Annotated in this window: 8 protein-coding genes, 2 tRNA genes and 2 rRNA genes; 7 read left to right on the top strand and 5 right to left on the bottom strand. The window is 55.6% G+C overall.

Annotated features, from left to right (window positions below):
* Window positions 1-56 precede the first annotated feature (56 nt).
* On the top strand, window positions 57-584 hold the full coding sequence (locus ACOBR2_RS18265; protein WP_420237519.1) for a hypothetical protein: 528 nt from the start codon (window positions 57-59) through the stop codon (window positions 582-584).
* 362 nt (window positions 585-946) lie between these two features.
* On the opposite strand, the gene ACOBR2_RS18260 is transcribed toward ACOBR2_RS18265, so the two are convergent.
* The 5 genes from ACOBR2_RS18260 to ACOBR2_RS18240 all read right to left on the bottom strand — a co-directional run bounded on the left by ACOBR2_RS18260 (window position 947) and on the right by ACOBR2_RS18240 (window position 4,262).
* A complete protein-coding gene (locus ACOBR2_RS18260) occupies window positions 947-1,120 on the bottom strand; it encodes a hypothetical protein (RefSeq protein WP_420237518.1) in 174 nt (57 codons plus the stop codon).
* Window positions 1,121-2,398 carry an Ig-like domain-containing protein gene (locus ACOBR2_RS18255; protein ID WP_420237517.1) on the bottom strand — a complete coding sequence of 426 codons (1,278 nt, stop codon included), beginning with the start codon at window positions 2,396-2,398 and terminating at the stop codon, window positions 1,121-1,123.
* Window positions 2,340-2,789 (bottom strand): hypothetical protein, encoded by a 450-nt coding sequence (locus ACOBR2_RS18250; protein WP_420237516.1) that lies wholly within the window; start codon window positions 2,787-2,789, stop codon window positions 2,340-2,342. Before ACOBR2_RS18250 ends, ACOBR2_RS18255 begins: the two co-directional genes overlap by 59 nt.
* The gene (locus ACOBR2_RS18245) at window positions 2,744-3,280 is read right to left on the bottom strand and encodes a protease pro-enzyme activation domain-containing protein (protein WP_420237515.1); all 537 of its coding nucleotides are present in this window, start codon (window positions 3,278-3,280) and stop codon (window positions 2,744-2,746) included. The genes ACOBR2_RS18250 and ACOBR2_RS18245 overlap by 46 nt, the downstream gene beginning before the upstream one ends.
* A gap of 202 nt (window positions 3,281-3,482) precedes the next feature.
* Window positions 3,483-4,262: an RNA methyltransferase gene (locus tag ACOBR2_RS18240; RefSeq protein WP_420237514.1), complete on the bottom strand. Its 780-nt coding sequence runs from the start codon at window positions 4,260-4,262 to the stop codon at window positions 3,483-3,485.
* Window positions 4,263-4,825: 563 nt separating this feature from the next.
* Here ACOBR2_RS18240 and ACOBR2_RS18235 point away from each other — a divergent pair.
* The 6 genes from ACOBR2_RS18235 to ACOBR2_RS18210 all read left to right on the top strand — a co-directional run bounded on the left by ACOBR2_RS18235 (window position 4,826) and on the right by ACOBR2_RS18210 (window position 11,802).
* Window positions 4,826-5,545 (top strand): MarC family protein, encoded by a 720-nt coding sequence (locus tag ACOBR2_RS18235; protein ID WP_420237513.1) that lies wholly within the window; start codon window positions 4,826-4,828, stop codon window positions 5,543-5,545.
* Window positions 5,546-6,054: 509 nt separating this feature from the next.
* Window positions 6,055-6,213: a hypothetical protein gene (locus ACOBR2_RS18230; protein WP_420237450.1), complete on the top strand. Its 159-nt coding sequence runs from the start codon at window positions 6,055-6,057 to the stop codon at window positions 6,211-6,213.
* 290 nt (window positions 6,214-6,503) lie between these two features.
* Window positions 6,504-8,003 (top strand): 16S ribosomal RNA (locus ACOBR2_RS18225).
* Between the two features lie 247 nt (window positions 8,004-8,250).
* A tRNA-Ile gene (locus tag ACOBR2_RS18220) sits at window positions 8,251-8,327 on the top strand.
* Window positions 8,328-8,444: 117 nt separating this feature from the next.
* Window positions 8,445-8,520, top strand: a tRNA-Ala gene (locus ACOBR2_RS18215).
* Between the two features lie 361 nt (window positions 8,521-8,881).
* Window positions 8,882-11,802, top strand: a 23S ribosomal RNA gene (locus ACOBR2_RS18210).
* The 16S and 23S rRNA genes sit together here with 2 tRNA genes alongside, the layout of an rRNA operon.
* Window positions 11,803-11,987 lie beyond the last annotated feature (185 nt).

Below are 11,987 nucleotides of genomic sequence, written 5' to 3'. Positions count from 1 at the left end.
AAGTACATCCTAAAGCCGCTGCAATCAGTTTGATACACGCTAAAGAGGAGCTGGGGATGAGCATTCTTATCGTTACTGGAATCGAAGGAGCACGGAACTGCGCAGCCGTGGTGGGCGCGCAGCTGGGCATGGACGTTGAAGTGGCAGAGGGCCGCAAGCAGGCTTTGGCCTCGCTCAAACAACGCGAATTTTCCGTCGTTGTTGTGGACGATACCCTGGCCGAGTGCGATCCGGCCGCTGCCGAGATGATCTGGGAGCGGAGCAGTCTGGCCATTCCGCTGCAGATTAACTTTGCTCTGAGCGGAGCAGCCCGTCTGATCCGCGAGATCCGCGCCGCCCTGCACCGTCGTGAACGCGAGCAGATGCTGGCCCGCCGCGCCGCCGCAGTTGCTATTGAAACCGAACTCAAGTCCACTGTTGCCGGTCTGCTGCTGCACTCGCAGTTGGCCCTCAGCGGCAGCGAAGTTCCGCCCCTGGTCGCCGACAAGCTCCGCATGGTCGCCGATCTGGCCGGCAATCTCCGCCGCCAGTTGAGCGTCCCGCTGAGCACCCAGACGGATCTTCGCCGCGAGTCTGCAGCGTAAGCAAGGGAACCTGGAAACCGGAAAATGGGCACGAGGGAACAAACCTGCTCCCGGTCTTCCTTCACGCTGTTGTACCCCGTCTCCCTCCGCAACAAGCTCGTGCCGCGCGCTTGTTGCAGAGGGAGAGGTTGCACAAGGGCGCGTTTACTCTGATTCTGCTCGAACAACGCACATCAGAAATTCTGCAAGAAGAATGGCCAGAAGGCATACCAGCCTCTGGCCATTCGCTTTTGTGCGGGATCTTGGGGGTACGCCCCGAGAGATCTGCGTGGAAGAGCGCTGCTGCTGGGGCTCCTGGGTCCCGTTTTTGGGACCCAGGAAAGCAAAGGCTCAAGGCTGGATTTTTATGTTGTTTTTGCGGATTAGTCCACGGTGAGTGCAATCGTGGTCGTGTGAGTGGTTCCAGAAGCAGCCTTGGCCGTCACGGTCACAGTGCTGGTAGTTCCGCTTGTTGTCGAGCCCGAAGTGGATGCCGCCGTTCCGCCACATCCTACCGCGCCGGAACCCATGACCAGCACGGCAAGTACGGTCAGCATTCAAAGCAATGCGAGGAAGGCTTTGCGGCGCTTGATGGAAATCAGCAGAATTGCCGGAATCAGAGCTGTGTACAAGGCCGATGCCGCCGAAAGGTGCTTTTCGTCCGCCTGGGCGGTGGTCGTCGATGTTGCAATGCTCACCGCCACAGTCGATCCGGTGGACGTAGTGACCGGCGTTCCGAAAGTGCAGGATGCGCCGCTCGGCAGACCGGAACAGCTAAAGCTCAACGCCGAATCGCCTGAAAAACCGTTCTCATCCGTGATGACCAGAGTTGTCGTGCCAGTTGCTCCAGCCTTGACCGTCAAGGTTGAAGAAGACGCCGCAAGCGCGAAGTCTGGAGCTGCAGTTACCGCAACGCTTACCGCGCTTGACGTGGAGGCGTTGAAGCCTGTCGCGCCAGCATAGACGACCTTCAGGGAACGAGTGCCCACCGGCAATGCCGTGGTGGTCAGTGTTGCGGTTCCGCTCGGCAACGTGCCCGTGCCAAGCGAGGTCGTGCCGTTGTAGAAGGTCACAGTGCCGGTCGGCGTGGTCGAGCCACTGCTGGCCGCGACCTTGGCCGTCAGAGTCTCCGTGCCGCCATAGGTAAGGCTCGTCGGCGAAGCCGTGAGCGTCGTCGTCGTGCTGACCGCCGAGGCCGTGGTGGAAGTTACAGGGCGAGTCATGCTAGAAGATGTTGAACCTTCAAAGAGCGAATCCCCACTGTAAACCGCCGTGATAGTGTTCGTGCCCACCGGCAGAGCTGTCGTTGAGATGTAGTTGCTTGGCGAAGTGACCGTGCCCAACGCCGTGCCGTCGCAATAGAACGTGATCGTTCCAGTGGGCGTCGAAGAAGTCGTAAGATTCGGTGAAACTCCAGCCGAAAATTGCTGCGTGGTTCCATACGGGACAGCGGTCGAATAGCCACCGCTAATCTGCGTCGTCGTCGGTGTCAAAGCGGTCACACTAAGAACCGACGAGAGGCTTTCGCTGAAAGAAGACGACCCCTGATAAGCTGCCCAAACGGAATTGACTCCGGTCGGCAGGGATGAAGTAGAGAGGCTGGCTACACCATTGGCCAGCGTTACGGTTCCGAGTTCTACTTGGTGCTCCAACGTACTTACGACAGGATCGACATAGGTGTAGTAGAAGACAACTGTACCCTCGGGGGTGGTTGATCCGCTGCTTGCCTTAACTGTGGCTGTCAGCGTCACGCTGTCACCATAGACCGGGCTGGCATTAGAAGCCGTGACCGTGGTAGTCGTGCCAGTCAGGCTGTAGTTGTTCCACTCGGTCACGAAGTTGTAGGCATCGACAGAACCAAGGAAGGCCCGTCACCTGATCGTAGCCAGTTCCGGCCGAATAACCATAGCTGCCACTGCTCGGGCAATCGGTCGTACCAGACGTGCATGGAACGATATTGCTTCCCGAAGTAATGTCGTGGAACACGTCCGAGGTATTCACAGCCATCAAATAGAGGTGGGGGTTGATGTTGCCCAGGCCCGGAGTCGTAAGCGCGCCTTGCTGCACGAGGTGCTGATTCAGAAGGGCGACAATGCAGGCAAAGACCGGAGCCGAAGCGGAAGTGCCTCCCCACGATCCGCCATTCGCCGCGCCGCTCGCACAACTGCCGACCTCGCAGATCAGATAGCCGAGAGAATCATTTGTCGCACCATCAGCACTGAACATGGACACATCCGGTACGTCGCGGTACCCGTCCGCAGGCACGCCAGTTCTCTCCTGCCATGATGGCTTGACAAAGAGTGTAGAGACACCACCCCCAGAAGCATCAAGGTGACTCTGCGAACTTGTATCGTCAAGGAAACATTGGAGAAGCCCTGGCTCTTGAGCCAGCTTTTGACACGAGCCTCGTCTGCCGTCGACATACCGAATTGCTTGCCGAACTGCTCCGGCGTAATCCACTTGTGATAATTGGCCGAGCCAGGCGTACGCTGGTCTGCAACCAACTGCTTCAGTGCGCGGAGCTGCACGGCGGTTGGCGTGTAGTACACGCGAAGGTCATTCAACTTCGTGGAACCGGCTAGCTCCGAGTCGGAACTAGCCTTGGATACCATCGGTGACACCGAACCATGGATCGTTGTTCCGGCAAAAAGAGGAAGAGAGGCGAGGGAAAGAAGCGGGCACAGGAAAATAGACAGCAAACCTTTATTGGTCAACATTTGGCCCGATTAGAAGAGAAAATTGAACCCAAGTTCTCCTATTCTCTTCCAGAAAGACAGGGGGAGGGATCAGGATGAAAGACGCGGGCTTCCGGGAGCAAACCAAGGTAATTGAATACGGCTTATGCCCCTTCGAAGAATCTTCAGGATTTCCAGGCCGTGAGGATCTGAACTTTGAGAGTCTGGACTCTGGCGTCTCGCTTTATTTTTGCCCGATCCGCCAGAGGATGCGGCGGAAGAGGCCGAGGGTGTGGCGCAGGTCGTGGCCGCTGAACTGCAGGCGGCGCAACATCAGGCGCAGATCGTGCAGGTTGGCGGTGCGCATGTGGGCCGGGGAATAACGGGCGGCGAGCATGGCCTCTTCGATGAGAGTAGCCAGACGGTCTAATTCTGTAGAGGCGGGGCGGGCTTCGGCTGAGCTTGTGACTGACTCTGTGGCTGGTGCTGCAGTTGGGGCCGCAGCTGGCACTTCGGATTGCGTGAAGGCGCGGGTGGAGAGCTCGTAGAGGCAGACGGCCACGGCCTGGGCCAGATTCATGGAAGGCTGGCGGGGGCTGGTGGGAATCTCGACGAGCATGTGGCACCAGGAGAGGTCTTCGCGGGTGAGGCCATGCTTTTCTGAGCCGAAGACCAGAGCCACGCGACCAGTGGCGTTGGCCAGTTCCTGACGGATGTGCGGGGCCAGATTGGGAAGCTGCACGATGGCCTGCTCGGGCTTGCGGTAGGTGAGCGAGCCGGTGCCGACGACCAGCGTGGCGGAGGCAACGGCCTCGGCAAGGGTGGAGACGGCGCTGGCATTCTGAAGCAGATCTTCCGCCTCAACGGCGGTGCGGGCCTCGCGCCAGTGGGGTTCGTAGGCATCCACCACAGTCAGATGCTGAAGGCCGAAGTTGGCCATGGCGCGGGCCGCGGATCCGATATTAAGCGGATTGCGCGGACGAACGAGGACGACGTCGAGGGCGGGTTCAGTTGCGTTGGTCACGATCAACCTTATTGTAGGGCGATCTTGCCGGGGGATGGGCGTCTATACCGAGGGGCAATGTGCATAGGCTCGTGAACAACGAGCATGCGTTGAGGGAGATTATGCTTGAATTGTCGCCGGGAGTGCAGGGGGCTGTCCGTCTTGCTTGGGTATTGGTTGGTGCGACAAGAAAAGAAGAGATGAGTGGATGCAAAGCTGGAGCTGGTGTGCGCCTTGGATCTGGCTACATATATAGGAGGGAAACCCGAGGCGTATGGCTGAAGCCGAGGGTTTGCTGGCAGAGTAGGTGCTGCCAGGGCAGGACTTTGGTGGGCAATGATATTTGTCTTACACAAAAAATTCCTTCATCTTCCCCCCAGACTCTTACATAACCGGAAAATCCCTGCTGCGGGCCCTCGGCCTGCCTGCTGTCCTGACTGGGTACACCTAAGTCTGTTGGGCGCAAGCTGCCGGGGAGCAAAACGGGATGGCGCTGGTGCGCTGGATGGGGTTGGGAGAAAACTCTGAAAAGAAAGGCGGGAAGGGTTGCCCGCATGGGTGGAAAAGACGGAGAATGGCAGCACATGATCGATCTTTCCCCACTTTCGCATCTGGTGGCCTGGGCGAACCCGGCCGAAAACGCACTGCACACCATCGAGTCGGCGCCGATTGTCAGGTTTTCCCTTCTGGCGCTGAGCTCGATCTTCTTTCTGGTCGATCCTCTGGCAGCTATGCCGACCTTTCTGGCGATTACGGCCAACGCCGACGCCAAGCGGCGGAAGCGGATGGCCCGCAAAGGCGCTTTGACTTGCTGGATCGTGCTGACCTGCTTTGCCCTGGCGGGGCAGTTCATCTTTCGTATGTTTGGCATCACGCTGCCGGCCTTTGAGATCGCCGGTGGCTTGATTCTTCTTCTGATTGGCCTGGACATGCTGGCCGCCCAGCGTTCCCCCACCCAGGAGACGACGGGCGAAACCGAGGAGGCCACGGCCAAGGAAGATGCCGGTGTGGTTCCGTTGGGGATTCCAATGCTGGCCGGACCGGGCGCGATTTCGTCCGTTATGGTGCTGGTGGGGCAGACGCCCTCCATATGGCACTGGCAGATGGGCGCGATTCTGGGAGCGATTACCGTGACGGCTCTGGCTGCCTACTGGATCCTCTCGGGTGCCGAGCGGGTAAGCCGTTTTCTGGGCGAGAGCGGCATCCGAATCCTGGTGCGCATCATGGGTCTGCTGTTGGTGGCGCTGGCGATGCAGTTCTTTGTGAACGGTCTGACGGACCTGGGCTTGTTCGCCCGGCAGTAGGATTTGCAGAAGAGTGCGTGAAAGGGCTGTTTCCGAGGGTAGGAATGGGCCCTTTTACGCGAGGAATTGGTTTTTTACGAATTCGTGAATCGCGGAAATAGGCATGGAATCAGGGGTTCCGCTGCTTTCCCACAAAAAGGTCTTACTTTCCACAGAGATAAGGGTTGCGTAAGGACCGGAGGATTGATATTCTCAGGAAGTCGCAGTGAGGGACAAGGCGCTCTTGAGTGAGTTCAAGTCTTGTTAAATCAAAGCGATACGTAAGCCGAGAAAAACAAGGCTTGCAAAACTAAGAGAGGTTTGCTACTCTTAGAAAGTTGTTTGAAGGGCAGTGGAGCTTCCTGGTGGCCATGATGGCCTGCCTGCAAAGGAGAAGGGAAGCCGGTTCGTAGGGTTGGCTGGGCTTATCGCTCCTGACCCCTGTAGGGAATCCCGCAGAGAACAACCCATTGCAGCACCCAGGGACTTAAGTCCTTGTGAGCCTTAGTGGCTCAAGCGCAGAGCGCTGGATGCTCATTGAAAGATTTGTGCGCAGTGTGACCTTCCGGTTGCAGTCTGAGCGGCTTAAGTACCGGTTTTCCGACGGATCGAAGGGATGGAATCAGCGGGACGCTGACCTGCTTCGAGGGGAAAACGAGGAACTTGACAAGGCCGAGCGGAACTGGTAAGATAAGGAAGGCGCAAGACGAAAGCGACGGCGACAAGCTGAAGCGGACGAAAGCGCAACAAGTTCGGGGACACCTTGACGTAAGTTGAGGCCCGATCCAAGGCAAACCGCTTAGGCGGATCTTGCTCAAGGATCTTTGAAAATTAGTTGAACGTGCCAGTCGTGAGATGCGATCAGGTTTTGCTTGATCATCTCACAAGGTAAGAAGCACCAGCAGCCCGCTACTTCGGTAGCCCGCTGGTGCAAGTCGAATCACCTCTGACCTCCGTCAGAGGCTCGACGAGAACAGTTTCAAACGAGAGTTTGATCCTGGCTCAGAATCAACGCTGGCGGCGTGCCTAACACATGCAAGTCGAACGAGAAAGGGTAGCAATACCTGAGTACAGTGGCGCACGGGTGAGTAACACGTGACTAACCTACCCTGGAGTGGGGAATAACTGGAGGAAACTTCAGCTAATACCGCATAACACCTACGGGTCAAAGGAGCAATTCGCTTCAGGAGGGGGTCGCGGCCGATTAGTTAGTTGGCGGGGTAATGGCCCACCAAGACGATGATCGGTATCCGGCCTGAGAGGGCGCACGGACACACTGGAACTGAAACACGGTCCAGACTCCTACGGGAGGCAGCAGTGGGGAATTTTGCGCAATGGGGGAAACCCTGACGCAGCAACGCCGCGTGGAGGAAGAAGTATTTCGGTACGTAAACTCCTTTCGATCGGGACGATAATGACGGTACCGAGAGAAGAAGCCCCGGCTAACTTCGTGCCAGCAGCCGCGGTAATACGAGGGGGGCAAGCGTTGTTCGGAATTATTGGGCGTAAAGGGTGCGTAGGCGGTTTTGTAAGTCTCTTGTGAAATCTATGGGCTCAACTCATAGACTGCAAGGGAAACTGCAGGGCTTGAGTATGGGAGAGGTGAGTGGAATTCCTGGTGTAGCGGTGAAATGCGTAGATATCAGGAGGAACACCTGTGGCGAAAGCGGCTCACTGGACCATAACTGACGCTGATGCACGAAAGCTAGGGGAGCAAACAGGATTAGATACCCTGGTAGTCCTAGCCCTAAACGATGACTGCTTGGTGTGACGGGTACCCAATCCCGCCGTGCCGTAGCTAACGCGTTAAGCAGTCCGCCTGGGGAGTACGGTCGCAAGGCTGAAACTCAAAGGAATTGACGGGGGCCCGCACAAGCGGTGGAGCATGTGGTTTAATTCGACGCAACGCGAAGAACCTTACCTGGGCTCGAAATGTTATGGACCGCGGTGGAAACATCGTTTTCTCGCAAGAGACCGTAATATAGGTGCTGCATGGCTGTCGTCAGCTCGTGTCGTGAGATGTTGGGTTAAGTCCCGCAACGAGCGCAACCCTTACCTCTAGTTACCATCATTTAGTTGGGTACTCTAGCGGAACCGCCTCGGATAACGGGGAGGAAGGTGGGGATGACGTCAAGTCCTCATGGCCTTTATGTCCAGGGCTACACACGTGCTACAATGGCCGATACAAACCGTCGCAAACCCGTGAGGGGGAGCTAATCGGAGAAAGTCGGCCTCAGTTCGGATCGCAGTCTGCAACTCGACTGCGTGAAGCTGGAATCGCTAGTAATCGCGGATCAGAATGCCGCGGTGAATACGTTCCCGGGCCTTGTACACACCGCCCGTCACATCACGAAAGTGGGTTGCACTAGAAGCCGGTGAGCTAACCGCAAGGAAGCAGCCGTCCAAGGTGTAATTCATGATTGGGGTGAAGTCGTAACAAGGTAGCCGTAGGAGAACCTGCGGCTGGATCACCTCCTTTCTAAAAGAGAACCGGCGCTTGGCAAGTTGTTCCGCGATAGCGGAGCGCAGATGCAAATCGGCGTAAACTTTCAAGTGTCCACCCCGAGCAATCGGGAGTTCATGATCAGGCTTCTTTGCCTTGATACCCATCCATGATGGTCAGGAGCGGCCTAGCTGCTCCGCACGTTCAACTAGTCCTCGAAACCTTTTTTAACAACGAATGAGGATGTCTGAGAACCGCTTTCGAGCGGGTCAACGGCCAACGCGGGCCTGTAGCTCAGTTGGTTAGAGCGCACCCCTGATAAGGGTGAGGTCGGTAGTTCGAATCTACCCAGGCCCACCATGATCAGCTTCCAGCCGCTAGCTTATAGCTTTCAGCTAGAAAGTTAGTGATTGGGATTAGGCTGAAGGCAAAAGGCATTCTGGCTGAAAGCTAGAAGCTAAAGGCTAGCAGCTAACTGGGGCTGTAGCTCAGTTGGGAGAGCACCTGCTTTGCAAGCAGGGGGTCATCGGTTCGATCCCGATCAGCTCCACCAAATCATTCGCTGTTTCCTGACCGCAATCATCAAGGTGGTTTCGATCAGGAAACAGGCCGCAAGGCTGGTTTCCGTGACCTTAGGGTCTGCGACGATGAGTCGCTTGGATGTTTGACAATTTAATTGATTGGGTCATTCCTCTGGAATGTAACCAGCAGACCGTGAGGTTCGCGAAGTTACGAGTTATCCAGAGCGAATGTAAGAATACAAGGCCGAGCAATTACTAATGCAAATTGGTAAATGTTCGAATTATGAAGAGTGTCTTTAGGAATCAGATGAAAGTGATCTGATCTCAAGGCGTGGACCTAATTAACGCACAACAGGACGCAGTGATGCGACCCTGCGCTGGAGTTAATTCTATGGTCAAGCTACTAAGGGCGCACGGTGGATGCCTTGGCAGAGATAGGCGATGAAGGACGTGGCAAGCTGCGATAAGCTTCGGTAAGCCGCACACAGGCGTTATAACCGGAGATTTCCGAATGGGGAAACCCTCCTAAGCAAACCTTAGGAATCACCAACTGAATACATAGGTTGGTTGAAGCGAACTGGGGGAAGTGAACCATCTCAGTACCTCAAGGAAAAGAAAGAAACCTCGATTCCGTAAGTAGTGGCGAGCGAACGCGGAACAGCCCAAACCCGTAGCATTTCGGTGCTTCGGGGGTTGTAGGGTCCGAAACAGTAGAGTTACCAATCTGGTTGTTAGCTGAATCTTCTGGGAAGGAGATCCATAGAGCGTGACAGACGCGTAGGCGAAAACAATCCAGACTCGAATCGGATACCTGAGTAAGGCGGGGCACGTGAAACCCTGCTTGAATCCACGGGGACCATCCCGTAAGGCTAAATACTAATCTCTGACCGATAGTGAACCAGTACCGTGAGGGAAAGGCGAAAAGAACCCCGACGAGGGGAGTGCAAAGTACCTGAAACCGTGTGCCTACAAGCAGTGGGAGGACTATGCCCGTAAGGGAATGTCTGACCGCGTGCCTATTGCATAATGAGCCGGCTAGTTATTCTTGTCAGCAAGGTTAAGCGTAAGCGAGCCGCAGCGAAAGCGAGTCTGAATAGGGCGATTAAGTTGGCAGGAATAGACGCGAAGCGGGATGATCTACCCATGGCCAGGATGAAGGTGCGGTAACACGCACTGGAGGTCCGAACCGGTGTTTGTTGAAAAAAGCTCGGATGAGCTGTGGGTAGGGGTGAAAGGCTAATCAAATTCCGTGATAGCTCGTTCTCTCCGAAATAGCTTTAGGGCTAGCCTCGGACGAATTGCACTGGTGGTAGAGATATGGATGGACTAGGGGGCTTTCCGGCTTACTGAATCCAACCAAACTGCGAATGCCAGTGACAACATATCCGGGAGTCAGACTGCGGCGGCTAAGCGTCGTAGTCGAGAGGGAAACAGCCCAGATCGCCTGCTAAGGTCCCCAAGTTACAGTTAAGTGGGAAAGGAAGTCGGAACGCTCAGACAGCCAGGAGGTTGGCTTAGAAGCAGCCATCCTTTAAAGAAAGCGTAATAGCTCACTGGTCAAGCGGTCCGGTGCCGACAATACAACGGGGCTAAAACTGTACACCGAAGCAGCGAATGCACACACTAGGTGTGTGCGTGGTAGGAGAGCATTCTCAACAGCATTGAAGCCAGACTGAGAAGACTGGTGGAGCGTTGAGAAGAGACCCTGCCGGCATAAGTAGCGATAACGGAGGTGAGAACCCTCCGCGCCGAAAGTCTAAGGTTTCCTGAGGAAGGTTAATCCGCTCAGGGTTAGGCGGTACCTAAGTCGAGGCCGAGAGGCGTAGACGATGGACATCCGGTTAATATTCCGGACCTCCCAATGTTCGTTTGACGATGGGGTGACGCAGAAGGATAAGCAGGCCGTCCTATGGCTATGACGGTTGATGCACGTAAGCTGGAAGTGGCAGGCAAATCCACCACTTCTTAACAGTGAGGTGCAAAACAGGCCCGTATGGGATTCAGCTGCTGATTTCACGCTGCCAAGAAAAACCTCTAAGGAGAACAACGGGAACCGTACCCCAAACCGACACAGGTAGACGAGGAGAATATCCAAAGGCGCTCGAGTGAAAGCTCGTTAAGGAACTCGGCAAATTGGCTCCGTAACTTCGGGAGAAGGAGCGCCCACCATCTGGTGGGCCGCAGTGAAGCGCGAACGGCGACTGTTTAACAAAAACACAGGTCTCTGCAAAGTCTAAAACGACGTATAGGGGCTGACGCCTGCCCGGTGCCGGAAGGTTAAAAGGAGAGGTTAGCGCAAGCGAAGCTTTGAATTGAAGCCCCGGTGAACGGCGGCCGTAACTATAACGGTCCTAAGGTAGCGAAATTCCTTGTCGGGTAAGTTCCGACCTGCACGAATGGCGTAACGATCGTTCGACTGTCTTAACGAGTTGCTCGGCGAACTTGTAGTACCGGTGAAGATGCCGGTTACCCGCAGCTAGACGGAAAGACCCCGTGCACCTTTACTACACCTTAACTATGGGTTATGATTCTCGCTGCGCAGGATAGGTGGGAGGCTTTGAAATCAGGTTCTCGGACTTGATTGAGCCAACGGTGAGATACCACCCTGCGATAGTTGTGACTCTAACCTGCTCCCGTGATCCGGGAGAGGGACATAGTTAGGCGGGTAGTTTGACTGGGGCGGTCGCCTCCTAAATTGTAACGGAGGCGCGCGAAGCTACTCTCAGGCCGTTTGGAAATCGGCCGTCGAGTGCAAAAGCATAAGAGTGGTTAACTGTGAGACCTACAAGTCGAGCAGGTACGAAAGTAGGCTTTAGTGATCCGGTGGTTCTGTATGGAAGGGCCATCGCTCAACGGATAAAAGGTACGCCGGGGATAACAGGCTGATCATTGCCAAGAGTTCATATCGACGCAATGGTTTGGCACCTCGATGTCGGCTCATCGCATCCTGGAGCTGTAGAAGGTTCCAAGGGTTAGGCTGTTCGCCTATTAAAGCGGTACGTGAGCTGGGTTCAGAACGTCGCGAGACAGTTCGGTCCCTATCTGCTGTGGGCGTAGGAGATTTGAGAGGGCCTGTCCTTAGTACGAGAGGACCGGGATGGACGAACCTCTTGTGTTCCAGTTGTCATGCCAATGGCACGGCTGGGTAGCGAAGTTCGGTTATGATAACCGCTGAATGCATATAAGCGGGAAGCATGCCTCAAGATGAGATCTCCCTGAAGGGCCCAGAAAGACCATCTGGTTGATAGGCTGGAGGTGGAAGCGCAGTAATGCGTGTAGCTTACCAGTACTAATCGCCCGTTCGGCTTGTCCATAGAATTAACTCCGCGCAGTCTTGAGCGGACATTCTTCAAGCCTCGTGTTCACCCAATCAATTAAAATGTCGCAAGCTCGATATACGAGCAAGTTTGTGGCGCTAGGTTGCATGCCGCGTTCCTGCAAGGCCTGGGAGAAAAAATCCAGTCCACGCAGATGCCGAGGCTAGCTGAGGAAAAACAAC

The sequence above is a fragment of the Telmatobacter bradus genome, from assembly GCF_048629425.1.
Lineage (GTDB): Bacteria > Acidobacteriota > Terriglobia > Terriglobales > Acidobacteriaceae > Telmatobacter > Telmatobacter bradus.
The sequence above is the reverse complement of the archived record's forward strand: the minus strand, read 5'-3'. Positions and strand labels throughout refer to the sequence as shown.